At 67.0% G+C, this 25,653-nt stretch carries 23 protein-coding genes; 16 read left to right on the forward strand and 7 right to left on the reverse strand.

Translation table 11 applies throughout. The features are described 5' to 3' along the window. Window positions 1-4 precede the first annotated feature (4 nt). The 6 genes from ASC92_RS20390 to ASC92_RS20415 are packed head-to-tail and all read right to left on the reverse strand — an operon-like array spanning window position 5 to window position 6,462. Window positions 5-466 carry a type IV pilin protein gene (locus tag ASC92_RS20390; RefSeq protein WP_056519047.1) on the reverse strand — a complete coding sequence of 154 codons (462 nt, stop codon included), beginning with the start codon at window positions 464-466 and terminating at the stop codon, window positions 5-7. Between the two features lie 19 nt (window positions 467-485). Further along, window positions 486-3,872 (reverse strand): pilus assembly protein, encoded by a 3,387-nt coding sequence (locus tag ASC92_RS20395; RefSeq protein ID WP_235505904.1) that lies wholly within the window; start codon window positions 3,870-3,872, stop codon window positions 486-488. A 19-nt stretch (window positions 3,873-3,891) separates the two neighbouring features. After that, a complete protein-coding gene (locus tag ASC92_RS20400) occupies window positions 3,892-4,581 on the reverse strand; it encodes a PilX N-terminal domain-containing pilus assembly protein (RefSeq protein ID WP_056519049.1) in 690 nt (229 codons plus the stop codon). Then, a complete protein-coding gene (locus ASC92_RS20405) occupies window positions 4,578-5,393 on the reverse strand; it encodes a PilW family protein (protein WP_056519050.1) in 816 nt (271 codons plus the stop codon). The genes ASC92_RS20400 and ASC92_RS20405 overlap by 4 nt, the downstream gene beginning before the upstream one ends. Further along, window positions 5,390-5,908, reverse strand: a complete 519-nt coding sequence (gene pilV, locus ASC92_RS20410) for a type IV pilus modification protein PilV (protein WP_056519174.1) — start codon at window positions 5,906-5,908, stop codon at window positions 5,390-5,392. The genes ASC92_RS20405 and pilV overlap by 4 nt, the downstream gene beginning before the upstream one ends. 26 nt (window positions 5,909-5,934) lie before the next feature. Continuing rightward, window positions 5,935-6,462 (reverse strand): GspH/FimT family pseudopilin, encoded by a 528-nt coding sequence (locus tag ASC92_RS20415; protein ID WP_082519645.1) that lies wholly within the window; start codon window positions 6,460-6,462, stop codon window positions 5,935-5,937. A 206-nt stretch (window positions 6,463-6,668) separates the two neighbouring features. On the opposite strand from ASC92_RS20415, the gene ribD reads away from it, so the two are divergent. From ribD to ASC92_RS20470, 11 genes are all read left to right on the forward strand, one after another. Further along, on the forward strand, window positions 6,669-7,796 hold the full coding sequence (gene ribD, locus ASC92_RS20420; RefSeq protein WP_056519052.1) for a bifunctional diaminohydroxyphosphoribosylaminopyrimidine deaminase/5-amino-6-(5-phosphoribosylamino)uracil reductase RibD: 1,128 nt from the start codon (window positions 6,669-6,671) through the stop codon (window positions 7,794-7,796). A gap of 133 nt (window positions 7,797-7,929) precedes the next feature. Beyond that, complete coding sequence (locus tag ASC92_RS20425) at window positions 7,930-8,592, forward strand: riboflavin synthase (protein ID WP_056519054.1); 663 nt, start codon at window positions 7,930-7,932, stop codon at window positions 8,590-8,592. Then, on the forward strand, window positions 8,589-9,743 hold the full coding sequence (gene ribBA, locus ASC92_RS20430; protein WP_056519056.1) for a bifunctional 3,4-dihydroxy-2-butanone-4-phosphate synthase/GTP cyclohydrolase II: 1,155 nt from the start codon (window positions 8,589-8,591) through the stop codon (window positions 9,741-9,743). The genes ASC92_RS20425 and ribBA overlap by 4 nt, the downstream gene beginning before the upstream one ends. A 6-nt stretch (window positions 9,744-9,749) precedes the next feature. After that, window positions 9,750-10,226: a 6,7-dimethyl-8-ribityllumazine synthase gene (ribH, locus tag ASC92_RS20435; RefSeq protein ID WP_056519058.1), complete on the forward strand. Its 477-nt coding sequence runs from the start codon at window positions 9,750-9,752 to the stop codon at window positions 10,224-10,226. Further along, the gene (nusB, locus tag ASC92_RS20440; protein ID WP_056519060.1) at window positions 10,223-10,768 is read left to right on the forward strand and encodes a transcription antitermination factor NusB; all 546 of its coding nucleotides are present in this window, start codon (window positions 10,223-10,225) and stop codon (window positions 10,766-10,768) included. Before ribH ends, nusB begins: the two co-directional genes overlap by 4 nt. Further along, the gene (locus ASC92_RS20445; protein ID WP_056519061.1) at window positions 10,765-11,961 is read left to right on the forward strand and encodes a pyridoxal phosphate-dependent aminotransferase; all 1,197 of its coding nucleotides are present in this window, start codon (window positions 10,765-10,767) and stop codon (window positions 11,959-11,961) included. Before nusB ends, ASC92_RS20445 begins: the two co-directional genes overlap by 4 nt. Continuing rightward, on the forward strand, window positions 11,958-12,416 hold the full coding sequence (gene ybgC / locus ASC92_RS20450; protein WP_007837970.1) for a tol-pal system-associated acyl-CoA thioesterase: 459 nt from the start codon (window positions 11,958-11,960) through the stop codon (window positions 12,414-12,416). Before ASC92_RS20445 ends, ybgC begins: the two co-directional genes overlap by 4 nt. Beyond that, window positions 12,413-13,132, forward strand: coding sequence for a protein TolQ (gene tolQ, locus ASC92_RS20455; RefSeq protein WP_056519063.1), 720 nt, complete (start codon window positions 12,413-12,415; stop codon window positions 13,130-13,132). Before ybgC ends, tolQ begins: the two co-directional genes overlap by 4 nt. 15 nt (window positions 13,133-13,147) lie before the next feature. Next, a complete protein-coding gene (locus ASC92_RS20460) occupies window positions 13,148-13,585 on the forward strand; it encodes an ExbD/TolR family protein (protein WP_056519065.1) in 438 nt (145 codons plus the stop codon). A gap of 3 nt (window positions 13,586-13,588) precedes the next feature. Next, window positions 13,589-14,506: a cell envelope integrity protein TolA gene (locus ASC92_RS20465; RefSeq protein WP_056519066.1), complete on the forward strand. Its 918-nt coding sequence runs from the start codon at window positions 13,589-13,591 to the stop codon at window positions 14,504-14,506. A gap of 104 nt (window positions 14,507-14,610) precedes the next feature. Continuing rightward, the gene (locus ASC92_RS20470) at window positions 14,611-16,341 is read left to right on the forward strand and encodes a peptidoglycan D,D-transpeptidase FtsI family protein (RefSeq protein ID WP_056519068.1); all 1,731 of its coding nucleotides are present in this window, start codon (window positions 14,611-14,613) and stop codon (window positions 16,339-16,341) included. Window positions 16,342-16,368: 27 nt separating this feature from the next. Here ASC92_RS20470 and dnaE read toward each other — a convergent pair whose 3' ends face one another. Next, the gene (gene dnaE / locus ASC92_RS20475; RefSeq protein WP_056519070.1) at window positions 16,369-19,887 is read right to left on the reverse strand and encodes a DNA polymerase III subunit alpha; all 3,519 of its coding nucleotides are present in this window, start codon (window positions 19,885-19,887) and stop codon (window positions 16,369-16,371) included. Window positions 19,888-19,949: 62 nt separating this feature from the next. Here dnaE and ASC92_RS20480 point away from each other — a divergent pair, with 62 nt between their 5' ends. From ASC92_RS20480 to ASC92_RS20500, 5 genes are all read left to right on the forward strand, one after another. Further along, window positions 19,950-20,735 carry a sulfurtransferase gene (locus ASC92_RS20480; RefSeq protein WP_056519072.1) on the forward strand — a complete coding sequence of 262 codons (786 nt, stop codon included), beginning with the start codon at window positions 19,950-19,952 and terminating at the stop codon, window positions 20,733-20,735. Between the two features lie 12 nt (window positions 20,736-20,747). Beyond that, a complete protein-coding gene (locus ASC92_RS20485) occupies window positions 20,748-21,467 on the forward strand; it encodes a response regulator (RefSeq protein WP_056519074.1) in 720 nt (239 codons plus the stop codon). Then, window positions 21,415-23,013 carry a sensor histidine kinase gene (locus ASC92_RS20490; RefSeq protein WP_082519646.1) on the forward strand — a complete coding sequence of 533 codons (1,599 nt, stop codon included), beginning with the start codon at window positions 21,415-21,417 and terminating at the stop codon, window positions 23,011-23,013. The genes ASC92_RS20485 and ASC92_RS20490 overlap by 53 nt, the downstream gene beginning before the upstream one ends. Window positions 23,014-23,158: 145 nt before the next feature. Next, a complete protein-coding gene (locus ASC92_RS20495; RefSeq protein ID WP_200936004.1) occupies window positions 23,159-23,689 on the forward strand; it encodes a tripartite tricarboxylate transporter TctB family protein in 531 nt (176 codons plus the stop codon). A 4-nt stretch (window positions 23,690-23,693) separates the two neighbouring features. Further along, window positions 23,694-25,262: a tripartite tricarboxylate transporter permease gene (locus ASC92_RS20500; RefSeq protein WP_056519076.1), complete on the forward strand. Its 1,569-nt coding sequence runs from the start codon at window positions 23,694-23,696 to the stop codon at window positions 25,260-25,262. Window positions 25,263-25,653: the final 391 nt, after the last annotated feature.

The following is a 25,653-nucleotide window of genomic DNA, read 5'->3' on the forward strand; positions in this document are numbered from 1 at the left end:
CGGCTCAGCGGTTCCAGCAAGCCTGCACCAGCGCATTCGAAGCGCTGGTCTGGCCCGCGGCCAGCTTGACGCCCTGCTGGTTCACCGTGAGCGTTCCGCACTCGTCGGAGGCCGATGTGCCCTGCGGCACGGCGCGCAGGGTGTAGGTGGTTGCATCCCTTGCCGCATAGCTGATGGCGTAGTTCGCCGTGCCGGATGATGGCGCCTGCTGCAGCCCGGCCGGCAGTGCAACGGTTGCAGGGGGATATTGCCCATTGGCCGTCAGGTAGCGCTCGGTCCATTGCGCCGCCTGTAGCAGTTGCTGCTTGGCATCGGCCCGCTTGGCCCGCAGCACGTAGCGCGTGTAGCTCGGATAAGCGATCGCGGCCAGGATGGCAATCACCGCCGTCACGATCATGAGTTCGACCAGCGTGAAGCCGCGCGGGCGAATCCGTGCCCGGGTCTGCGCTTCGAGGTATTTGTTCATGACGAGGGTCCGCTGCGTTTCAATTCGAGGAGATCAGGTTGCGCCAGCCGAAGCGGCGCACGGCTTGGGGCAGTTCGGTCTCGTTGCAGTCGCCAGCCGCATTGCAGATCACGTGCTTGCCTTTTTCCTCGGCGCTCTGCGGCCGAAAGACAATGTCGTCCCGACCTGAATGGTTCCGGAAGCCGAGATAGCTGCCCAGCGCGCTGGTGGACCCGTTGTAGGCGATGCCGTCGGGGACGGCGCCGCTGAAGAAATCGATCACCATCGACCAGCCGTCGTCGCTGGTGCCCGGCGCGCAGTCGAACGAATTGCTGGCGGAGCCGGGGACGGTGCTCGAGAACAGGCCCGCGCTGCCGCTCAGCGCGTCGCCCGGATAGACGATGCGCTCCCCGGCGGTCCCCAGTTGCAGGTACCAGCCGCGCTTGCCGCCCGAGCCGCTGTAGCTCACGCTGTTGCTCGACGCGGTGCGGAATTCCACGTCGCCTTCTTTCACCGTGCCGGCGCCGATGGTCTGCGCCACCAGGTCGGTCAGCGCCGCGGTTCCCGTGCTGCCGTTGGCGCGGTCCCAGACGCCGTACAAGTATTGTTGGGCGGTGCTGCTTTCGTCGCCGGAGGCAAACAGCCGGCCGGTGCCGAACACCACCATGTAGCCGCCGCGCGGATGGTCGACAACCACGGGCGCGGCCGTGATCGGCTGCGTGGCGCCGGCGGCGAACAGCGGCGCATTGTCCAGGCTCGATGCGGTGGCGCCGGAGCCCAGGGTGGCCTTCCACTTGCTGCTGTCGGCAGGGCTCAGGTCGAACTTCCAGAGCTTGCCGAGCAGGTCGCCGGCATAGACGTAGTCGACCTTGCCGTCGCCGTTGCGGTCCACCACCTGCGGAGCGGACAGCCCGTTACCGGTGCCGGCAACCTGCGTTGCGGGCGCGTAGATCTTCAGCACGGACTTGTCGCCGTCCAGATACTGGATCCACAGCACCGCCTTCTCGCTCGCGCTGTTGTAGCCGTTGCCCAGAATCAGGGCCCTGCGGCCGTTGTTGAGCGGTGCCACCTGCAGCGCGCGCCTGGAAAAAGAGTCGAGCGTGGGTTGCTGGAACTGGTGCCCGAGGTCGTCGTCGGCGAGCGCGGTCGTGTCGAGCACGGCCACGCGGGCGGCGTTGGTCTCGTCGATGTTCTCTGGCTTGGTGACATCGAGCACGAAGTAGCCCTTGCCGCCTGCCCCCAGCGTGCCCACGAGGTAGGACCTCCACAGCGCCGCCTTCTCGGTATTGGTGGCCGTGGCGTTGGCAGTCGAACCCATGTAGATGTCGGCCACGAAGGGACTGCCATCGACGTAGTACCTGTGCGAGTAGGTGCTCTCGCTGAGCTTCTTGAGCTGGGGCGCCGCCGCCGTGCCGTAGAGGCCTTCGGGTACATAGGCGAACGCCTCCTCGCCGGTGCCGGCATTGAAGGCGTGCAGCATGCCGTCGTTGGCGCCGACGTAGACCATCGGCGCGCGGGCGATGGTCGAAGCGAACGTGGCGTAGCCGTCATGCGTGAAGCCGCTGCGGGGCTGCCCCGCGTACGTGACGCTGGAGCCGACGATGTCGCCCAGCACGTGGGTGCGCGTGCGCAAGCCCAGGCCGGTGCCCTCGTTGCTGCGGTCGCCGCGCAGGAAGTTGAGGACGCCCTGGCCGAGCGCGCTGCTCGCGGTGTCGGTGCTCCCCTGGAGCGCCGCCTTCTGCACGTCGCTCAGGCTGGTCCATCGGAACGGCACACCGGAACCGGTGGCCGCGGCATGGGTGGCCGCGGCCGCGGCGGTGCCCGAGAAGCTCAGCACCTTGCGATTGCTGTCGTACGCGCCTGCCGTTGCCATACGCATATCGAGCAGCTCGCGCGCCGACCACGCGGGCGTGGCGGCCAGCTTGCCGTTGCTGCCGAACCGCGTGGCCGTCAGCTTGCCCGACCAGTCGGCCGTGTCGTAGCCGGCCTGATAGACGGCCGTGGCGGTCGACGCCCTGGAACTGCTGGCCGAGATCGAGGTCAACGAGGTGCTGGTGTTGAGCAGGATTTGCGCCAGGATGGACCTGAAGGCATCACCGAGTGCCTGCGCGTTCGAGGCCGGCGTGAAGGTGCCGCGGCTGTTGAGCGCGGCATGCCAGAGGTCCATGCGCACGGCGGCGGCGTTGGACGACTTCTCATGCCAGTAGCCAGAGGCGCTGCCGGAGTTCCAGTTCATGAAGCCGTTGTAGCCGTCCGCCGTGGACGTGGTCGCCAAGGTGTTCGCCAACGGGTCGGACCAGCTCATCGAACCATCAACCAAGCTTGTGTAGTCTCCGCTGTAGGTGGGCTGCGAGGCGTCGCCCGAGATGGCCGGCGCACCCGCCCAAGACGACGCAGCACCAAAGCCGATGGTGTAGGTGGTCAGGTGCTGCCAGGTGGCGGGATCGTTCCTGGGGTTCCAGTACTCTGGGACCGTCGCCGCTCCTACAGTCGCATTGCCGGCCGCGGCAACGATCTTCTTGAGGTTGTTCGACACGCCTGGCTGCAGGTCGCTGGCCCAGTAGTGAAAGGCCATGTCGGCCAGCGTGGGCCGGTATTCCGCCGTCGGCCTCCAGTTGCCGTTGGCGTCCTTCGCCCAGTTGAAGCTGTCATTGACCGCGCCTGCGTCGTCCTTGTAGGGAGCGCGCGGCACGTAGGCCACAGCATCGGGCAAGGCGCGGCCCGTTCCATCCGCATTGCCGATGCCCGGCATGCTGAGCGCCGCCGGGTCCGGGTTGAGTCCGAACAGGTTGTAGTCGCCGTCTGTCATGAAGATGTGGAAGGACCTGCGGCAACTCGACTGGGTGGCGCCCTCCACGCCCGGGTCATCCGAATAGGGATTGAACTGGCCTGTCGTCTTCATGTATTCGCCGGCGCGGGTCATCATGGCGTGCAAGGGTGTTCCGCCACCCGCCGCCAGGGCATCGACCCAGCTCATGAAATTGGCGCGGTGCCCGTCGTCCAGCGAACGCACCAGGTTCGCATTGGCACGGCCATTGACGAGGCACCTGCCGGCCTGGTAGGTGCCGGCCGCGGTGTCGCCGAAGAAGCCGACGCAGCTGTTGTCCTTGTTGTTGTTCATCGCCTGCCAGGAGAGGCGGATCCTGTCGTTGGGGATGTTGGCCGCCGAGAAGTTGTTCCTGAGCGCCGTCTTCAGTGCTTCCATCCGAGTGGGTGTTCCGGCTGACGTCTCCTTCCCTTCCGACGCCCGCGACGACCATGCCATGCTGCCCGAGTTGTCGACCGACACGATCACGTTAGGCTCCGGCTCCTTGACCGCGGTGTTGCGCGGCGCCTGGGCCAGCGGATACTGCGCGGCGTGGCCGGCCGCCTGCGCCAGCACCAGGCCGCACAGCACGGCGTTCCTCGAAAACGTGTGGATGTTCATCTCTCTTTTTTCGCCATGCTCAGTTCACCTTCCTGACCGCGTCCGGGTCGAAGGACACCTGCAACACGACCCGCGTCGTGCCGCCGGCCGTGCTCGCGGTGCGCGCGCCGGTGGAGAGCGCGGTAATCCGGTAGAGCGGCTCGCCGCTGCGCGGGCGGTCGATCACCTCGATCCAATACCTGGCGCTGGCCAGGGCGGGGCTGCCGGCGTCCGGCGCGCCCGTGAACTGGCCGTAGGCCGCGTGCAGGTTCGAATACGCGGCACGAGTCCAGAACTTGTAGGCCTCGCTGCCCGAAGCCGCACTCACGGAGTCGATCCCGGCGAAGTAGCAGATGCCCTGCCCGCAGCTGTTGGCGCCCTGGCCCACATAGGCAGTCACCCAGCCGGTGTCCCGATCGGGAAAGACGCGGCCATCCCCTGCCTTGCGGCAGGGCGACGCCGCGAGCGCAGAACACTTCACATAGGTTTGCGTCGTGGCGTCGAAGGCCAGTTGCCGGATGTCGCGCTCCGCATCCAGCAGCGCGGCTTCGGCGGCTTCGAAGGCACGCTGGTATTCGCGCTGGTTTCCCGCCATCGATTCGAGCAGTTGGGCCATCCGCGCGCCGCCCACCGCCAGCAGCGCCGAAAGCAGCAGCATGATGAGCACGATGAACAGCGAAAACCCGCGCTGTCCCGCAGATGCGCGAAGCCTTGAGGTGGTGGTGCTCATAGATTCCGCAGTGCGAACACCGCCGTGTAGACGCGCCGCAGCCTGCCGTCGCTGCTGGCCTGCGACGAACCATCGCAATCGACGTAGCTGCCGCCCGGGTTGCTCCTGGAAGTGCCTGCGAGCTGCAGGCACACGCGCACCGTGCGAACCTGATCGAAGCTCCCGACGTTCGTGGCCGTCACGTAGCGCACCACCCGTTCATTTCCCGCAGCACCGATGCCGTACATGACGTCGAAGCGCTCGACGCCGTCGACGATCGGCTGCGGCTTGTTGACGTTGCCGCTGCCCTCGCAACGCAAGGCACCGTTCACCACCGAGAACTCGCTGGTGATCAGGCGCACGTTCCCTGGATCTGCGGGACTGGCGGGCAAATACCGTGCGCCCCTCGAGTTCTTGGCCTCCTGGCCGAGGCAGTCCTTGAAGTAGTCGGGGTTCGGCGCATAGCCGATCTTCAGCGTGTCGTTCACCGAACCGCTGGCCGCCTCCTGCCCCTTGATCGCGAAGAAGGCCTGCCCACTCGCGAGGTTGGTGTCCGTGGCCGCGTCGACATTGAAGTAGTACCCCGGCCCCATGGCATCGATCGGGAAGTAGCCGGCCTGCCGGATCTGCTGGCCCAGCAGCCTGAACGCCAGCGCCGACGATTGGTGCAGCGCGTTGACGTCTTCGCCCATCATGGCGGTGCTGCGCGTGCCGAGCATGCTGGCCGTGGCGGCCAGCACCACCAGCATGCCGATGATCAGCGCAACGAGGATTTCGACCAGCGTGAACCCAGCCTGCCGCAGGCGAGTAGCGAGTGCCCTGTTGCTGTTCATGGCTGGGGCACCGCGACGATGACTTGCTGGCAGGCCTTGCCGGACGGACAGCTCCAATCGGGGTCTGGCGCGATCAGGTCGACGGCGGCAGGCTCGTTCCAGGCGATGTGGATGAACAGCAGGCCGCCGGCGGTCGAGTTGCCCTCCACGTTGGCCAGCCCGCCGGGCAGCGCGCTCGCCACCCGGCGTTTCCAGTTCCACAGATCGTCGGCCGCAAGCTCGGTAGCGCTGCAGTTGGCCCGGCTCCCCGCGCACGATGGATCGGGCGCCGTGGTGCTCGCCGCCGACCAGTCGGCCACATAGGGACTGTCGGTTGCGGCGCCCGTCACGAGGTTGGCGCGGATGCGATCGGCCATGTCGCCGGCCAGTTGCGCGGCGATGTTCTGGTTGCTCGCGCCCACGCTGTCGGAGAGCACGCGCAGCTGGAAGCCGGCCAGCGCGAGCAGGCCGAACGAGAGCACGAGGATGGCCACCAGGGCCTCGATCATCGAGAAGCCCGCTTGCTTCCTGCTCATCTTGCGCGGCGCGCGAATCGGAACACTCAGCACGACGCGCTCCCCTTCAACAGCTGAACGCGTCCGCCAAGCGCCACGCGCACCAAGGCAACATTGGGTGGACTCGCGTTTCCCGCCGGATGGAAGCAGAAGCCCGCGACGCCCGCGGAATTGCCCATGGGGTCGAAGGACATGGGCCCGACCGCGCTTTTCTCGACCGCAACGCGCGTGTCCGGATCTTGCCGCCGGAGGATTTCGAACCCAGCACCGCTGCCGACCACCGTTTCCCAACCGCAGCTCCAGTCTGCGCCGCTGCACTCTGCACGCTGCCGGATGGTCACGGTCAGTCCACGCCGAGCCGCCTCCGAGCGCGCGTGGCTCACGCTCGCCATCAGGGCCGTGGCCATGCTCTCGACGCGATACTTTTCGATCAGGTTGTTGAAGCTGGGCAGCGCCAGGGCCAGCAGGATCGCCATCAGTACGATGACGACGATCATCTCGACGAGCGTGAAGCCAGGTGGCGTTGTGCTTCGGCGGGAATGCGCCCGCACGGACGCGCAGAATCCGTTTTTCATGTTGATCGTCCATCACCTCGCCACAAAGGGGCCTGGTGCGGACGCTTCTCCCTGATTGCGATTTTTGAAAATTCTATTGACCGAAATTCAATTGGCGAGCCATTGATGATCCATTGAACGACAAACGGTCGAAATAAACGGATCAACGGATCACCGGCATCAATTGTTTTTAATTGACTCCCAAATAAATTAGATTCAACAAGAAAATGACAAATGCAAACAGAATTGTGAAATTCATGACCCAGGCGTTGGACCTCGCGCGCCAGGCCGGGCCGGAGACGGACCCGAATCCGCGCGTCGGCTGCGTGCTGGTGGACGCGAATGGCGCGGTGATCGGCCAGGGCCGCACCCAGCAGGTCGGCGGCCCGCATGCCGAGGTCATGGCACTGCGCGATGCGGCGGCGCGGGGCCATTCGGTCGCCGGCGCCACTGCCTTCGTCACGCTCGAGCCCTGCGCCCACCATGGCCGCACCGGCCCGTGCTGCGATGCGCTGGTCGCGGCAGGCGTCGGCCGGGTCGTTGCATCGCTCGCCGACCCCAACCCGCTGGTCGCCGGCCAGGGCTTCGAGAGGCTGCGCGCCGCGGGCGTCGAGGTCGAGGTGGGGTCGGGCGCGGAGGAAGCGCGGGAGCTCAACATCGGCTTTTTCAGCCGCATGGTCCGCAAGACACCCTGGGTGCGGCTCAAGGCCGCAGCCTCGCTGGATGGCAAGACCGGCCTGCACAACGGCGTGAGCCAATGGATCACGTCCGAGCCCGCGCGTGCCGACGGCCATGCATGGCGGGCGCGGGCAAGCGCGGCGCTGACCGGTGTGGGCACGGTGCTGGAAGACGATCCCCGGCTCGACGTGCGGCTCGTTGAAACCACGCGCCAGCCGCATGTGGTGGTGATCGACAGCCAATTGCAGACCCCGCCCGACGCAAAGCTCTTCCTGCCCGGGCGCGCCGTCTGGATCTACGCCGCGGCCCAGGACAGCTCAAGGGCCTCCGCCCTGGAAGCGCGCGGCGCCACCATCACCTTTCTGCCCAATGCGCACGGCAAGGTCGACCTAGCGGCAATGCTGCGGGATCTCGCCCGGCGCGAGGTCAACGAACTCCACGTCGAGGCCGGCCACAAGCTCAATGGCTCGCTGCTGCGCGAAGGCCTGGTCGACGAACTGCTGGTGTACCTGGCGCCGAAACTCATCGGCGACGGCCTCGGCATGGCGTCCGGCATTCACATGGGCGGCCCGCTGGCCGACCTGGCGGGCGCGCTACCGCTCGAATTCCGGACCATCGACCGAGTGGGACCGGACCTGCGGATCGTGGCCCGGGTCGCTGGAAGAGCTTCCTTCTAGCTGCCCGAACGAAGGCGGCCGCCGCCGGGCCGCCCCAAGGCGAGCCGCGGCTCCCCCTCGGGGGGGTGGCGAATTACATGGCGCGAAGCACCATGAAAAGCCGGGGGGTCAGGATGTCTGCGAAAATGTGACGATGTTCACCGGAATCATCACCGGCGTGGGGCGCATCGCCGCCATTCACGACCTCGGCACCTCCTCCTCCTACGGCAAAAGACTCAGCATTGCGGTGCCCGACGGCTACCTCGATGACGTCGGCCTCGGCGACAGCATCGCGCTCAACGGCGCCTGCATGACCGTCACCACGCTCGCCCCCGAGCGACAGCAGTTCACCATCGACATTTCAGCCGAGTCCCTCGACAAGACCGCGGGCCTGACCGACGAAGGCAGCCGCATCAACCTCGAGAAAGCGCTGCGCGCGAGCGACCGCCTCGGCGGGCACATCGTCTCGGGCCACGTGGACGGCATCGGCCGCGTGAGCTTCTTCGAGCCCGTCGGCGAGAGCTGGGAGCTGCGCATCGTTGCGCCGCAGGCGCTGGCCCGCTTCCTGGCGTACAAGGGCTCGATCACCATCAATGGCGTGAGCCTCACGGTCAACAGCGTGAAAGACATCGCCGACGGCGCCGAAGTCAGCATCAACCTGATCCCGCACACCGTTGAAAACACCTCGCTCGGCAGCCTGCAGGCCGGCTCGAAGGTCAACCTCGAAATCGATACCGTGGCGCGCTACGTGGAGCGCATGCTCCAGGCCGGCGTGCTGGTGCCGCCCTCCACGTATTCCAAGGACACAGCCGAATGAATGCCTCCGTCACGCCGATCGGCGCTTCCCGCGCCGCGCGCGCTCCTGCCCCCATCTCCCCGGTCGAGGAGATCGTGGCCGAGCTCGCCGCCGGCCGCATGGTGATCCTGGTCGACGAGGAAGACCGCGAGAACGAGGGCGACATCGTCATCGCGGCCGACCACATCACGCCCGAAGCCATCAACTTCATGGCGCGCCATGCACGCGGCCTGATCTGCCTCACGCTCTCGCGCGAAATGTGCGAGCGGCTGCAGCTGCCGCCGATGGTCCAGCGCAACGGCGCCAAGCATTCGACCGCGTTCACCGTGTCCATCGAGGCGGCCGAAGGCGTGACCACCGGCATCTCCGCCGCCGACCGCGCCCGCACCGTGCAGGCCGCCGTCGCGCCCAATGCCGTAGCGGCCGACCTGGTGCAACCGGGCCACATCTTCCCGCTGCAGGCAGTGGACGGCGGCGTACTGATGCGCGCCGGCCATACCGAAGCCGGCTGCGACCTCGCCGCCATGGCCGGCTGCTCGCCCGCCTCGGTGATCTGCGAGGTGATGAACGAAGACGGCACGATGGCCCGCCTGCCCGACCTGCAGATCTTCGCGGCCGAGCACGACATCAAGATCGGCACCATCGCCGCGCTGATCGAGCACCGCAGCCGCGTCGAATCGCTGGTCGAGAAGGTCGGCTGCCGCGAGATCCAGACCAACTGGGGCGCCTTCACGGCCCATGCCTTCATCGACAAGCCCAGCCGCGGCGTGCACCTCGCGCTGGTGCGCGGCAAGTGGGCGCCGGAAGACACGGTGTCGGTGCGCGTCCACGAGCCGCTCTCGGTGCTCGACGCGCTCGAAATCAACCGCCCGATGCACTCGTGGAGCCTGGACGCCAGCCTCTCGCACATCGCGGCCGAGGGCAAGGGCGTGGCCGTGCTGCTGAACTGCGGTGAGACCGCCGGCGAGCTGCTCGCGCAGTTCGACGGCACCGCGCGCCCCGCGCAAGCGCCCGAGCGCGGCCGCATGGACCTGCGCAGCTACGGCATCGGCGCGCAGATCCTGCGCGAATGCGGCGTGCACAAGATGAACCTGCTGGGCACGCCGCGCCGCATGCCAAGCATGGCAGCAGGCTACGGCCTCGAAATCGCCGGCTACCTCACGAAAGACTGAACGACCATGCAAGGTTCAAACAAGGGCACGGACAACCCCAACGGCGGGACGCTCAACGGCAAAGGACTGCGCATCGGCATCGTGCAGGCGCGCTTCAACGCCGACATCACCGACGCGCTGGCCTCGGCCTGCCTCTCGGAGCTCGAGGCACTGGGCGTGGCTGCCAGCGACATCCACCACCTGCAGGTTCCCGGCGCCCTCGAAGTGCCCGTGGCCCTCCAGGCGCTGGCCGAGCGCGGCGGCTACCACGCGCTCATCGCGCTGGGCTGCATCATCCGCGGCGAGACCTACCACTTCGAACTCGTGGCCAACGAATCGGGCGCGAGCGTGAGCCGCGTTGCGCTCGACTACCGCCTGCCCATCGCCAACGCGATCCTCACCACCGAAAACCTCGAGCAGGCCATCGCACGGCAAACCGACAAGGGCCGCGACGCGGCTCAGGTCGCCGTCGAAATGGCGCAACTGCTGGCCACCCTTTCATGACCGAAGACACCTCCAAGCCCCTCAAGCCCACTGGCGCCAAGCCGCGCCAGTCGCGCGTCGGACTCACCAGCACCGGCGCGCGCAAGGCTTCGGCCAAATCGAACCGCAGCCGCGCGCGCGAGTTCGCGCTGCAGGCGCTCTACCAGCACCTGGTGGGCCGCAACGACCCGACCGACATCGACCATTTCACACGCGACCTCGCGGGCTTCCACAAGGCCGATGCGCTGCACTACGACGCGCTGCTGCACGGTTCGATCGAAGGCGCCGAGCAGCTCGACGCGCTGATCCGCCCGCTGCTGGATCGCAAGTTCGAAGAGATTTCGCCCATCGAGCACGCCGTGATGTGGATCGGCGTGTACGAGTTCCAGAACTGCCCCGACGTGCCATGGCGCGTGGTGCTCAACGAGTGCATCGAACTCGCCAAGGAATTCGGTGGCACCGACGGCCACAAGTACGTGAACGCGGTTCTCAACGGCCTGGCGCCGCAGTTGCGTCCGCTCGAAGTGGAAGCAGATCGCGCTTCGGGGAAAGCCAAGGCATGAGGATTTCGACGCGCGCACAGCGCATCGAGCCCTTCTACGTGATGGAGGTGGCGAAGGCCGCCGGTGCGTTGGCCCGCGAAGTCGCCCACACAGACCGGCCGATGATCTTCCTGAACATCGGCGAGCCCGACTTCACCGCCCCGCCATTGGTGCAAGAGGCCGCAGCCCGCGCCGTGCGCGCCGGCGCCACGCAGTACACGCAGGCCACCGGCCTCGACCACCTGCGCGAACGCATCAGCGGTTGGTACAAGCAGCGCTTCAACGTCGACGTGCCGGCCCGCCGCATCGTCGTCACGGCCGGCGCCTCGGCCGCGCTGCAGTTGGCCTGCCTCGCGCTGATCGAGTCGGGCGACGAAATCCTCATGCCCGACCCGAGCTATCCCTGCAACCGCCACTTCGTGAGCGCGGCGGACGGCAAGGCAGTGCTGGTGCCGACCACGGCCGAGGAGCGCTTCCAGCTCACGGCCGCCAAGGTCGAGGACGCCTGGACCGACAGGACGCGCGGCGTGCTGCTGGCATCGCCCTCGAACCCGACCGGCACATCGATCGCGCCTGGCGAACTGCGCCGCATCCACGAGGTGGTGTCGCAGCGCGGCGGCATCACGCTGATCGACGAGATCTACCTCGGCCTTTCATATGACGACGCTTTTGGGCACACCGCACTGGCCATTGACGACAACGTCATCAGCATCAACAGCTTCAGCAAGTACTTCAACATGACCGGCTGGCGGCTCGGCTGGCTGGTGGTGCCCGAGGCGCTGGTGCCGGTGGTCGAGCGGCTCGCGCAGAACCTCTTCATCTGCGCCAGCACGGTGTCGCAGTACGCGGCGCTCGCCTGCTTCGAGTCCGAGAGCATCGCCGAATACGAACGCCGCCGCGCCGAATTCAAGGTGCGCCGCGACTGGTTCATTCCGCAGCTGAACGCGCTGGGCCTGAACGTGCCCGTGGTGCCCGACGGCGCCTTCTACGCCTGGGCCGACTGCACCGGCTTCGCCGAGAAACTCGGCATCTCCGGCAGCTGGGACTTCGCCTTCGAGACCATGAAGCGCGCCCACGTCGCCGTCACGCCCGGCCGCGACTTCGGCACGGCGGAAACCGCGAAGTTCGTGCGCTTCTCCACAGCCAGTTCGATGGCGCACCTGCGGGAATCCATCGAGCGCCTGCGGGCGATGGCAGAGAACCGGGCCCAATGAGCTACGCGTTTCCGATCCGCGTCTACTGGGAAGACACCGATGCCGGCGGCATCGTGTTCTACGCCAACTACCTGAAGTTCATGGAACGCGGCCGCACCGAATGGCTGCGCTCCCTGGGCGTCGAGCAGCACAAGCTGCGCGAGGAAACCGGCGGCCAGTTCGTGGTGAGCGAAACGCAGCTCAAATACCATCGCCCCTCGCGGCTGGATGACGAACTGCTCGTTACAGCCGATCTTCAACAATTGGGCACCGCGTCGTTGATAATCGGCCAGCGAGTGCTATCAAAAACAGAGCAAGAGCGGACAGATGCCTCGGCGCCTGTCCTGCTGTGCGAAGGCACGATCCGCATCGGCTGGGTGGACGCCGCCACATTGCGTCCCGCACGCATTCCGAAGCAAGTGACGGGAACCCTCGAGCGCTACAGCGGCTCCATGACACAACCTTTCAAGCCATGAACCAAGACCTCTCCATCATCAATCTCCTGCTCCACGCGAGCTTCGTGGTTCAACTGGTCGTGCTGCTGCTGGTGATCGTCTCGATCGCCAGCTGGGCCGCGATCATCCGCAAGTACTTCGCGCTGCGGCGCATGCGCGCCCTCAACGACGACTTCGAGCGCGAGTTCTGGTCGGGCACCAGCCTGAACGAGCTGTTCGCCTCGGCCGCGCAGAACGCCAAGTTCGCCGGCCCCATGGAACGCATCTTCGCCTCCGGCATGCGCGAGTACCAGAAGCTGCGCGAACGCCACGTGAGCGACGCCGCCACGCTGCTCGACGGCGCCCGCCGCGCCATGCGCGCCAGCTTCCAGCGCGAGCTGGATGCGGCCGAGCAGAACCTCTCGTTCCTGGCCACCGTGGGTTCGGTGTCGCCGTACGTCGGCCTGTTCGGCACGGTCTGGGGGATCATGCACGCCTTCACCGGTCTCGCAGCCCTCGCCCAGGTGACGCTGGCCACCGTGGCCCCCGGCATCGCCGAGGCGCTGGTGGCTACCGCCATCGGCCTGTTCGCCGCCATTCCGGCGGTGGTCGGCTACAACCGCTTCGCCCGCGAGATCGACAAGATCGCCATCGCCCTCGAGACCTACATCGAGGAGTTCTCCAACATCCTGCAGCGCAACCTCTCGGCCAACCCGAACGCGGGCGTTGCATCGTCGGTGGCTCCGGCCAACCGCTGAGCGGAGGCGCAACGCATGCCCGCCGTTTCATCCCGGGGCCGCGGCCGCCGGACGATCAACGAGATCAACATGGTCCCGTTCATCGACGTGATGCTGGTGCTGCTGATCATCTTCATGGTCACCGCGCCGCTCATCACGCCGAGCGTGATCAACCTGCCCTCGGTCGACCGCGCCAACAAGCAGCCCGACAAGCCCATCGAGATCGTCATCAAGAGCGACGATGAAGTGCAGATCAAGAAGGACCCGTCCACCGGCACGGGGGGTACGTCCATTCCCATGACGCAGATCGGCTCCGCCGCCAAGACTGCCCAGGGCGGCGACGACCAGCGCCCCGTGGTCATCAGCGCCGACAAGTCGGTGAAGTACGAGACCGTCGTGAAGGCGATGAACCAGCTCAAGCGCAGCGGCATCGAGCGCGTGGGCCTGTCGGTCACGACCACGGGCGGCAAATAAGGCATGTCGCTCGCACTGGATCGCCCAGAGTTCGCGCCGCCGCCGCAACGCGGCACGCCGCGCGCCGTCGTGCTGGCCCTCATTGCGCATGCGCTGCTGATCGCGGCGCTCACCTGGGGCGTGCGCTGGCGCAGCGATGCCGACGAAGGCGCGGTCGATGCGGAGCTGTGGTCGTCCACGGTACAGCAGGCGGCGCCCCGCCTGCAGGCACCGCCGGCGCCCGCACCGGTTCCCGCGCCGCCGCCGCCCGCGCCCGCACCACCGCCCCCGCCTGTTGCCAAGGCCCCCGAGCCCGCGCCCGCACCCAAGGCCCCCGACATTGCCCTGGAGCGCGAGAAGAAGCTCAAGGAGCAGAAGGAACAGAAAGAGCGCGAGCTGGAACAACAGCAACAGCAGAAGAAGAAAGAGCTCGAGGCCAAGCAACGCGCCGAGGACGAGGCCGAGCGCAAGAAGGAACAGCAGAAGAAGCTGGCCGATCAGAAGAAGCAGCAGGAAGCCGACGCCAAGCAGGCCGAAGCCAAGAAGGCCGAGGCCGCCACGAAGCAGGCCGCCGCCGACCGTGCCGCGGCGCTCAAGCGCATGCAGGGCCTGGCCGGTGCGAGCGGCAGCGACGATTCGAAGGGCACGGCCCTGCGCTCTTCCGGGCCTTCGAGTGGCTACGCCGGCCGCATCGCCACTGCCGTGCGCCCGAACATCACCTTCCCCGATGCCGAAACCGTGAACGGCAACCCAGCGGCCGAGTTCGAGGTGAGCCTCGCGCCCGACGGAACCATCGTCGGCGTCAAGCTGAGCAAGTCGAGCGGCCTGCCGGGCTGGGACGACGCGGCCGAGCGCGGCCTGCGCAAGACCGACAAGCTGCCGCGCGACACCGACGGGCGCATCTTCCCGTCGCTGATCGTGTCGCTCAAGCCCAAGCGCTGATTCCTGCCGGTTCCGGACGACCTTCTCCAAGGCCGTCCGGAACTCCTCGGTTACCGCGCTGTCTACCCGCGCACAACAACAGCCGGGCCCCGCGTCCGCACAAGATGAACCCCAACGGCCGCATCCGCTATGGCAGCAGTCCACTGCTCGCCAGCCCCACACCCGTGTGGCGCAGCAAGTTCATCGTGGCCAGCATCGCCTTCGGCTTCGTGCTGCTGGCAGGCCGGGCCGCTTACGTCCAGATCTTCAACAACGACTTCTTCCAGCACCAGGGCGAGGTGCGCTACCAGCGCACGCTGGAGCTGCCGGCCAACCGCGGCCGCATCCTCGACCGCAACGGGCTGATCCTGGCCTCCGACATTCCGGCACCCAGCATCTGGGCCATTCCCGAGGACATCGAGCGCGACGACCCCGAGGTGCAGGCCAAGCTCAAGCAGGCCGCCAAATTGCTCGGCATGCCGCAGAAGGATCTCGACAAGAAGCTCGAGGACGAGGACAAGAGCTTCGTGTGGATCAAGCGCCAGGTCGACGCATCGGTCGGCAAGCAGATTGCCGCGCTCGGCATCAAGGGCATCTACCTGCGCCGCGACTATCGCCGCCAGTATCCCGAAGGCGAGGCAGCCGCGCACCTGGCCGGCTTCACCAACGTGGAAGACAGCGGGCAGGAAGGCGTGGAGCTCGCGTTCAACCAGGAGCTGGCGGGCAAATCGGGCTCGCGCCACGTCCTCAAGGACCGGCTGGGCCACATCGTCGAGGACACCGAGGACCAAGTGCCGCCGACCGACGGCCACGACATCCAGCTGAGCATCGACGACCGCGTGCAGTTCGTCGCCTACGAGAAGCTGCGCGACGCGGTGGTCGCCAACAAGGCCAGGGCGGGTAGCGTGGTGGTGGTCGACGCGCAGACGGGCGAACTGCTGGCCATGGCCAACTACCCGAGCTATGACCCCAACGACCGCCGCAACCTCACCGGCGAGCAACTGCGCAACCGCGCCATGACCGACGTGTTCGAGCCCGGTTCGACGATGAAGCCGATCACCGTCGCCACCGCGCTGCAACTCGGCCGCGTGACGCCCAAGACCGTCATCGACACCAACCCGGGGCGCATCACCGTGTCGGGCGCGACCATCCACGACGACGAGAACTTCGGCGTGCTGACGGTCGAGGGCGTGATCCAGAAATCGAGCAACGTGGGCGCCACCAAGATCTCGCAGCGCATGACGGCGCAGGAGATGTGGAACTCGTTCACCGCCGTGGGCCTGGGCCAGAAGCCGCAGACGCCCTTCCCCGGTGCGGTCAGCGGTCGCCTGCGGCCCTGGAAGTCGTGGCGGCCGATCGAGCAGGCCACCATGTCGTATGGCTACGGCCTTTCGGCATCGCTCTTCCAGATCGCGCATGCGTACACCGCGTTCGCGCACGGCGGCGAGGTCATTCCTGTGAGCCTTCTGAAAAGCACTGACACCGAGCCGCCCGGCGTACAGGTGTTCTCGCCGCTGGTGGCAAGCGAGGTGCGCCAGATGATGCACTTGGCGGCCGCACCCGGCGGCACGGCGCCGCTGGCACAGACGGTCGGCTATTCGGTGGGCGGGAAGACCGGCACCGCGCACAAGCAGGTCGGCAAGGGCTACGCGAGCAACAAGTACCGCGCCTGGTACACCGGCATGTCGCCCATCGACAAGCCACGCATCATCGTCGCCGTGATGATCGACGAACCCGGCGCGGGCAAATATTTCGGCGGGTTGGTTGCGGCGCCGGTGTTCAGCCAGATCGTGCAGCAGACGCTGCGCGTCATGAACGTGGTGCCGGACCTCGCAGTGGCGCCGATGGCGCACTGACGACGCGCCTTTCGCGCCCGCTCGGGCTCAGTCGTAGACGATCAGCGCCTTGCCCGCTTCCGCTTGCGCGGTCCAGCTGGCCAGCGCCGCATCGGTCGGGAAGAACTTGGCGCGCTCGCCCAGTTGCAGCTCGACCTGTGCGCCGCCACGCGCCATCGACAGCCGCACGGGCAGGCCCTGGATCAGGTCGCCGACCTCGGTCTGCTCGGTGCGCGGCGGAAAGTCTTTCAGCAGGCGCGCGATGTCGGGCGCCTTGCCGTTCACCGCCACGCGCAGGAACTTGCCGAAGCGGCAGCGCGCCGTGGCCAGGTCCCACACCTGCTGCACCTGGAAGCGCGCCTCGAAGCCGCCGCGCGCGGGCTGCAGGCGACCGCTGACGATGACCAGCTCGTCGTCCTTCAGCGTGTTGCGGTTGGCGTTGATGAGTGCCTCGTCGGCCGTGGCGTCGATCGAGTCCGACTTGTCGTCGAGCTTGAAGATCGCCAGCCGGCCGCGCTGGCCGTTGATCACGCGGAAGTCACTCACGATGCCCGCGATCACCTGCTGGTCGCGGCTGTCGAGCAGGTCGCCGATCTCGCGCTTGCAGAAGCGCCGCACCTCGTGCGAAACCTCGTCGAACAGGTGGCCCGACAGGTAGAAGCCCACGGCCGTCTTCTCGAGCGTCAGCCGCTCCTTCACGCCCCAGGGCGTGGCATCGACGAGGTCGGGCTCGGCGGTGGCCGAGCCGTGCTCGGCATCGCCGAAGATGTCGACCTGCGCCGCATTGGCCGCCGTGGCGTTGGCGAATTCGAAGGCGCGATCGACCGAGGCGATCAGCGACGCGCGGTTTTGCTGGATCGCGTCGAACGCGCCGGCCTTGATGAGTGCTTCGACCGTGCGCTTGTTGATGCGCTGGCGGTCGATGCGCACGCAGAAATCGAACAGGCTCTTGAACGGTCCGCCCTCCTCGCGTGCACGCACCACGGCCTCGACCGCAAGCTGGCCCGTGCCCTTCACCGCGCCCAGGCCGTAGCGGATGATCTTGTTCGTGACCGGCTCGAAGCGGTAGTTGCCGCGGTTCACGTCCGGCGGCTCGAAGGTGATGCCGAAGTTCTTCTGGGCATCCTCGAACAAGAGCTTGAGCTTGTCCGTGTCGTCCATTTCCACGGTCATGTTGGCGCAGAAGAATTCGGCCGTGTAGTGGACCTTGAGCCAGCCCGTGTGGTACGCCAGCAGCGAGTAGGCGGCGGCGTGCGACTTGTTGAAGCCGTAACCCGCGAACTTCTCCATCAAGTCGAAGATTTCGTCGGCCTTGTCCTGAGGGATGCCGTGCGTTGCCAGTGCGCCCGCGCGGAATTTCTCGCGGTGCTCGGCCATCTCCTCGAGCTTCTTCTTGCCCATCGCGCGGCGCAGCAGGTCGGCGCCGCCGAGCGAGTAGCCGCCCAGGATCTGCGCGGTCTGCATCACCTGTTCCTGGTAGACCATGATCCCGTAGGTCTCGGAGAGCATCTCGGCCACGGCCGGGTGCGGATACTCCACCTCTTCGCGGCCGTGCTTGCGCGCCACGAAGCTGGGAATCAGGTCCATCGGGCCCGGTCGGTACAGCGCGTTCAGCGCGATCAGGTCTTCCAGGCGCGTGGGCCGCGCGTCCTTCAGCATGCCCTGCATGCCGCGGCTTTCAAACTGGAACACGGCTTCGGTCTTGCCGTCGGAGAAGAGCCGGTAGGTGGCCGCGTCGTTCAGCGGGATGTTCTCGAACGCGAAGTTCTCCTGGCCCTTGTGGCGCTTCATGATGAACTCGCGCGCGATCTCCAGGATGGTGAGCGTCGCCAGTCCCAAGAAGTCGAACTTCACGAGGCCGATCGCTTCGACGTCGTCCTTGTCGTACTGGCTCACGGCCGATTCGCTGCCGGGCTGCTGGTAGAGCGGGCAGAAGTCGGTAAGCTTGCCGGGCGCAATGAGCACGCCCCCGGCGTGCATGCCGATGTTGCGGGTCATGCCTTCGAGCTTCTGCGCGAGCTCGACCAGCATGCGGACTTCTTCTTCCTTCTCGATGCGCTCCGCGAGCTGCGGCTCCATCTCGATGGCGTAATTGTTCTTGTCGCCCTCGATCTTCTTCTCGGGCGGGTACTGCAGCGTGACCGACATGCCGGGCTTGTTGGGAATCAGCTTGCTGATGCCGTCGCAGAACATGTAGCTCATGTCGAGCACGCGGCCCACGTCGCGGATGGCCGCGCGCGCGGCCATGGTACCGAAGGTGGCGATCTGGCTCACGGCGTTGCGGCCGTACTTGTCCTTCACGTAGTCGATCACGCGGTCGCGGTTGCCCTGGCAGAAGTCGATGTCGAAGTCGGGCATCGAGACGCGTTCGGGGTTCAGGAAACGTTCGAACAGCAGCTTGTATTCGAGCGGGTCGAGGTCGGTGATCTTCAATGCGTAGGCCACCAGCGAGCCCGCACCCGAGCCCCGGCCCGGGCCCACCGGGCAGCCGTTGTTCTTGGCCCACTGGATGAAGTCGCCCACGATGAGGAAGTAGCCCGGGAACCCCATGTTCAGGATCGTGTTGATCTCGAACTCCAGCCGCTCGACGTAGCGCGGGCGTTCGGCCTCGCGCCTGGCCTCGTCGGGAAAGAGATGCTTCAGGCGCTGCTCCAGCCCGTCGAACGATTCCTGGCGGAAGAAATCGTCGATAGGCATGCGCACGCCTTCGCTGATGAAGGGCGTCGGAAAGTCCGGCAGTTGCGGCTTGCCGAGCACCAGCGTCAGGTTGCAGCGCTTGGCGATCTCGACCGTGTTGGCCAGCGCGCTCGGCACGTCGGCGAACAGTGCCTGCATCTCGGCGGTCGACTTGAAGTACTGCTCTTCGGTGAACCGGCGCACCCGGCGCGGATTGCCAAGAATTTCGCCTTCGGAAATACACACGCGCGCCTCGTGCGCCTCGTAGTCTTCGCGGGCGGCGAACTGCACAGGGTGCGTGGCGACCACAGGCAGGTGCAGCCGGGCCGCCAGCTGCACCGCGGCGATCACGTGCGGTTCGTCTTCAGGCCGGCCCGCGCGTTGCAGCTCGATGTAGAAGCGATGCGGGAAAATCCCCGCCAGCCGCAGCGCCAGTTCGGCCGCGCGTTCGCCCTGCCCCTGCAGCAGCGGCTGCCCCAGCGGCCCCGCCTGCGCGCCGGAGAGTGCAACCAGCCCGCCCGCCAGTTCCTCGACCCATTCCAGCTTGCAGGCCGCCTGCGACTGGCCCCGGCCCACGTTCTGCGTCCAGGCTCGCGCCAGCAGCTCGGACAGGTTCAGGTAGCCCTCCATGTTCTGCACCAGCAGCACGATGCGGGTGAGCACGCCGGGCTCCTTGCCCAGCCCTTCCACGAAAACTTCCGCGCCGATGATGGGCTTGACGCCCTTGCCGCGGCCCTGCTTGTAGAACTTGACCGCGCCGAACAGGTTGTTCAGGTCGGTGATGGCCAGCGCGGGCTGCTTGTCGGCAGCGGCGGCCTTGATGACTTCGTCGATTCGGTTGGTGCCGTCGACGACGGAAAACTCGGTGTGCAGGCGCAGGTGAACAAACATCCTTTCATTGTAGAAAGCGCCGCCTCCACGATGTGGGTTGGCAATCCCTACAATCCCGCCCCGTGCAAGAGATTTTGAATATCGCGGCCTACAAGTTCGTGGCCATCGACGACAGCCCCGTGCTGCGCGAAGACCTGCGCGCCCGCGCGCAGGCCCTGGGACTCATGGGCACCATCCTGCTGGCGCCCGAGGGCATCAACCTGTTCCTGGCCGGTCCCACCGACGGGGTGCGGGCTTTCCTGGCCCATCTGCGCGCCGATGCGCGCTTTGCCGACCTCGAGGCCAAGGAAAGCTGGTCCGCTGGTCAGCCCTTTCGCCGCATGCTGGTAAAGCTCAAGCGCGAGATCATCCGCATGGACCACCCGGCCATCCAGCCCGCCGCGGGCCGGGCGCCCGGGGTGGACGCTCCTACCCTCAAGCGCTGGCTCGACCAAGGCCATGACGACGAGGGTCGCGAGATCGCCCTGCTCGACACGCGCAATGCCTTCGAAGTCGATTACGGCAGCTTCGAAGGCGCCATCGACTGGCGCATCGGCAAGTTCACCGAGTTCCCGCCCGCCCTCAAGGCGCATCGCGAGGAGTTCAAGGGCAAGACGGTCGTGAGCTTCTGCACCGGCGGCATCCGCTGCGAGAAGGCCGCGATCCTGATGCGCGAGGAAGGCGTGGAGCATGTGCTCCAGCTCGAAGGCGGCATCCTCAAGTACTTCGAGGAGGTCGGCGACGCGCACTACAAGGGCGACTGCTTCGTGTTCGACGGCCGCGAGGCCCTGGCGCCCGACCTGAGCGCGCGTTCGGCACGCGCCAGTGCCCGCGCATCCGAAGACCCGGACCTCGGCATCAAGAAATAACACGGGCGCCCGATGCGGATCCTCCTGGTGGAAGACGAACTGGACATGGCCTCGTGGCTGGTCCGCGCGCTGACCCAGAGCGGCTTCGTGGCCGACCATGCGCCCGATGCGCGCACCGCCGAGGCCTTCATGGCCGGCACCGAATACGACGCCATCGTGCTCGACCTGCGCCTGCCCGACAAGCACGGCCTGAGCGTGCTGGCCGACATGCGCAATGCCGACGACCGCACGCCGGTGCTGATCCTCACCGCGCAGAGCGCCTTGCAGGACCGCGTGCGCGGCCTGAACCTGGGCGCCGACGACTTTCTCACCAAGCCTTTCGAGCTGGCCGAACTCGAAGCGCGCCTGTCGGCCCTGGTGCGCCGCAGCCGCGGCAAGCAGCACCCGCGACTGCAGTGCGCCTCGCTCTCGTACGACAGCCAGAGCCACGCCTTCACGCTGCGCGGCACGCTGCTGTCGCTCACGCCGCGCGAGCAGGCCGCGCTCACTGCCCTGCTGATGCGCAGCGGCGCGCCGGTCGGCAAGTCGCAGCTCTTTGCCAAGGTGTTCACCAACGACAGCACCGCCGGGCCCGACGCCATCGAGGTGGTGCTGCACCGGCTGCGGCGCAAGCTCGCGGACAGCGACGTGCGCATCGTCACCGTGCGCGGCCTGGGCTACATGCTGGAGAGCATTGCCGATGGATCCTCAGCCCCAGCAGCCCACCCCGAGCTCCGCGGCGAAGACGACTGAGCCGGCGCCGCAGCAAGCGCGGCGCTTCGGCATCCGCGCGCGGCTGCTCGCGTTGCTGCTGCCCGGCATCGTCGCGCTGCTGGCGCTCGACAGCTGGAGCGACTACCAGGCGCTGACCGATTCGCTGGTGGTCGCCTACGACCAGAGCCTGCTCGAGCCGGTGCAGGCGCTGGCCAACGGCATCGTGGTGGCCGGCGACGGCAGCTTGCGCGTGCAGGAGCCGTTTTCGATCCAGGCGATGTTCGAGTCCACGCACCTGCGCTACAAGTACCTGCACGTCGGCGTGCAGCGCATTCCCAAGGGCAAGGCGCTCGACGTGAACTCACCCGAGACCACGCTGATGGGCGTGCCTGGCCTGCCCCGCCCGGCACAGCGTCCGCCCGACGGCACGCCGGTGTTCTACGACGCAGTGCACGAGCAGCATCCGGTGCGCGTGGCCGCGCTGCGGCAGACGGTGTACGACGACGTCCACCCCGGCGTTGCCTACAGCGTGCTGATCCAGGCGGCCGAGGGCATCGGCCCGCGCACCGAGGCCCAGGCCGAGACACTGCGCCAGGAACTCCTGCGCGACACGCGCATGGTGCTGGTGATGGCGCTGCTGGTGTGGCTTGGCGTGGCATGGACGCTGCGCCCGCTGGAGCGCCTGCGCCGCTCGCTGCGCGAACGCTCGCGCGACGACCTGAAGCCGCTCGACGCCAGCGGCGTGCCGCAGGAAGTCGTGCCGCTGGTCGACGCGGTGAACCACCACATCGCGGGCCACCGCCGCATGGTGGCCGAGCAATCGCAGTTCCTGGCCGATGCCTCGCACCAGTTGCGCACGCCGCTGAGCATCCTGTCGATCCAGGCGGGCTACGCGGTGCGCGAGACCGATCCGGCGCGCATGCGCGAGTCGCTGCACGCCATCGTCGCGCAGCTCGCGCGCACACGCCGCCTGAGCGAACAATTGCTGGCGCTGGCCCACGCCACCTCCGAAGACGAGGCCGGCCCGGCCGAACCCGCGGTGGCCGACCTCAACGCCATCGCGCGCGCCGTGGTGCTGCAGTACCTGCCGCTCGCGCGCGAGAACGACCAGGACCTGGGCTGGGTCGATGCGCGCGGCGACATTGCCGCGAACGGCACGGAAGACATCGACGGCACAGACGAGGCCAGCGAGGAAGACGACCCGCCCGTGCTGCCCGTCGCGGCCAATGCTGCCGAGCTGCACGAGGTGCTCGCCAACCTCGTGCACAACGCCATCAAGTACACGCCGCGCGGCGGCAACATCACCGTGACCGTGCGGCGCGAGGCTTCGTACGCGCTGGCCGAGGTGTGCGACAGCGGGCCGGGCATTGCGCCCGAACGGCGCGAGCAGGTGTTCGAGCGCTTCCATCGCGACGCCTCGGCAGGCGCCGGTGCGGCGCACGGCGCGGGCCTCGGCCTGACCATTGCGCGCAGCTATGCGCGGCGCAACGGCGGCGAGATCGAGCTCGACAACGCCGACATGCCGGAGAGCGCCAACGGCGGCGGACTGCGCGCAATCCTGAGGCTGCCGCTGCGCGCCTTCTGAGGTCCTTTTTTGCAAGGGTTTCACCGGATATGCCGGTACGTGATTACACGTATTTTGCGGGCCGCCGGGCCGTTTGGGCGTGCTCCGAAAGGCGATTGAAAGCCTCGATTCCTAGACTCCGCTCCTTCCAAACGAAGGAGTCTCAATGCAGCACCAGCTCGGTGAAGATCCGGCCTCGCACGCGCCCCGGCCCGCTTCAAAATTCAAAAAAGATTACTACGGCGGCGCCCTGCTGATCGTCATCGGACTGGCCGCGGTATACGCCGGCATCGGCTACCGCGTGGGCGAACTCGCGCACATGGGACCGGGCTTCTTTCCGGTCGCGCTCGGCGGATTGCTGGCGCTCACCGGCCTGCTCATCGCCATCTCGGCGCGCGGCCAGAAGCCCACGAGCGGCGCCAGTGAAGAGGCCGCGTCGCACGGCCATCCGGGCGGCATGCCCGACATGCGCGGCTGCATCTGCATCATCCTCGGCATCCTCGCGTTCCTGCTGTTCGGCGAGTACGGCGGCCTGCTGCCCGCGACCTTCGCGATCGTGTTCATCTCGGCGCTCGGCGACCGCGACAACACGCTGACCGAGGTGCTGCTGCTGGCACTCGCGATGTGCTTCATCGCGGTGGTGGTCTTCTGGTGGGCGCTGAAGCTGCAGCTGCCACTGTTCCAGTGGGGAGGCTGAGATCATGATCGGTCAATCGCTCCACGACCTCTGGTTCGGCTTCGGCGTCGCGTTCCAGGGCTCCAATCTGCTGTGGTCGTTCTTCGGCGTGCTGGTGGGCAACCTGATCGGCGTGCTGCCGGGCATGGGCGCGCTGCAGGCCATCTCGATCCTGCTGCCGCTCACCTACGCGATGCACCCGGTGCCCGCCATCCTGATGCTGGCCGGCATCTTCTACGGCTCGCAGTACGGCGGCGCCATCGGTGCCATCCTGATGAACATGCCGTCGCACCCGCCGCATGCGGTGACGTGTCTCGACGGGTACCCGATGACCAAGCAGGGCAAGGGGGGCGTCGCGCTCGGGGTGACGATGATCGCCTCGTTCTTCGCGGCGTCCGTCGGCATCATCGTGATGATCTTCGCCTCGCCGCTGCTGGTGCAGATCGCGTTCAAGTTCGGCCCGACCGAGATCTTCTCGATCATGCTGCTGGGCCTGCTCGCCGGCTCCACCATGTCGCGCGGCTCGCCGCTCAAGGGCGTGGCGATGACGCTCTTCGGCCTGCTGTGCGGCGTGGTCGGCACCGACGTGAACAGCGGCAGCTTCCGCTTCGCGTTCGGCCTGCCAGAACTGAGCGACGGCCTCGAACTCGTGGCGATCTCGATGGGCCTGTTCGGCGTGGCCGACTTCCTGCTCAACGTGAACCGCATGAAGGCCATCGGCGACACCGGCACGCTCAAGCTGAGCGACATGCGCCCGAGCAAGGAAGAGCTCAAGCGCGCCTTCCCCGCGATGTTGCGCGGCACGCTGGTGGGCACGGTGTTCGGCGCGATGCCCGGCACGGGACCGACCATCACCACCTTTATCGCCTATGCGCTGGAGCGCAAGGTGTCGAAGACGCCGAACAAGTTCGGCACCGGCATGATCGAAGGCGTGGCCGGCCCCGAGGCCTCGGCCCACTCCAAGACGCAGGTCGACTTCATCCCGACGATGAGCCTGGGCATTCCGGGCGACGCGGTGATGGCGCTGATCCTCGGTGCGCTGCTGATCCAGGGCATCCAGCCCGGCCCGCAGCTCATCACCGAGCATCCGGACATCTTCTGGGGCCTGATCGCCTCGTTCTGGATCGGCAACGTGATTCTCGTGATCCTGAACGTGCCGATGATCGGCGTGTGGGTGAAGCTGCTGAAGGTGCCCTACAAGTACCTGTTCCCGGCCGCGATGTTCTTCATTGCGACGGGCGTGTACAGCACGCAGAACAGCCTGTTCCAGATCTGGGAAGTGCTGGTGTTCGGCATCGTCGGGGCCGTGCTGATGACGCTCGAATTCTCGGTCGCGCCGATCCTGCTGGGCTTCGTGCTCGGGCCGATGGTGGAAGAGAACTTCCGCCGCGCGCTGCTGCTCTCGCGAGGCGACATGTCGGTGTTCGTGACGCGTCCTATCAGCGGCACTTTCATCGGCCTGTGCGCGCTGCTGCTGGCGGGTGTGGGCTACTCTGCGTGGCGCGCTCGTGGCGGCCGCAAGAGCATGGTCGAACTGCCGAAGGCGCCGGAAGGTGCGCCGCCAGCCGAGGCGGTGTCTCTCAGCGGCGAATAACCCGCGCGCTTCCCCAATGCAGAGGGCCCGTTGAACGGGCCCTTTTTCATGGAACGCGCTGTGCGTGCATTCAGGGGGCGATCCCGCCGACGCGGTGACCTTTTTCGCGAATGTCCCCCGCTTCGCTCCTCCTTTATTTCGCGAAAAAGGCCCCCGCATCGGCGTGATCGTTCAGAGCACTAGGGGGCGATCCCGCCGACGCGGTGACCTTTTTCGCGAATGTCCCCCGCTTCGCTCCTCCTTTATTTCGCGAAAAAGGCCCCCGCATCGGCGTGATCGTTCAGAGCACTTGTTGATCGAGCGGAACAACGACAGCGCTCATCGTGCACAGGGCACCGGGTGCTCCCCGCAGCGAAATAAAGGAGGAGCGAAGCGGGGGACATTCGCGGAG

Source organism: Variovorax sp. Root411 (genome assembly GCF_001425205.1).
Classification (GTDB): domain Bacteria; phylum Pseudomonadota; class Gammaproteobacteria; order Burkholderiales; family Burkholderiaceae_C; genus Variovorax.